Genomic DNA, 421 nt, shown 5'->3' on the forward strand with positions numbered 1-421 from the left:
GTAGTCGGACATGCCGTAGCACTTCTCGGACTTGTTTCCGGATTCTGGCGAGTTGGAGGAGCCTGCCAGCAGGTACCCGCCGTCGCGCGTCTGCACGGCGCTCCGGAGCTGGTCGGCATACTGTCCCCCGAAAACCTTCTGCCATTCGATCTTCCCTTCGGAATCGAGCTTCACGGCCCAGTAGTCGAGGCTGCCGAACCCGGCCTCGGATTTCCCGAACGGGTCGGGCTGTCCTGCGGCAAGCTTCTCGCTTTTGGCAGAGCTTGAGGAGCCTGCCAGCAGGTATCCGCCGTCTGAGGTGGGCACGACGCTCTGCAGCAGTTCCTGTCCGGAACCTCCTATGGTGCGCTGCCACTGCTCGCCTCCCTTGGCGTTGAGTTTTATTATCCAGAAGTCTTCCTTCCCGAAGCCGTCCTCCTTC

Annotated in this window: 1 pseudogene; it reads right to left on the reverse strand. The window is 61.5% G+C overall.

The features are described from left to right. A pseudogene (locus tag ASG38_RS18420) lies at nucleotides 1-421 on the reverse strand (T9SS C-terminal target domain-containing protein); the annotation flags it as partial.

This window comes from Flavobacterium sp. Leaf359 (genome assembly GCF_001423985.1).
Taxonomy (GTDB): Bacteria; Bacteroidota; Bacteroidia; order Flavobacteriales; family Flavobacteriaceae; genus Flavobacterium; species Flavobacterium lindanitolerans.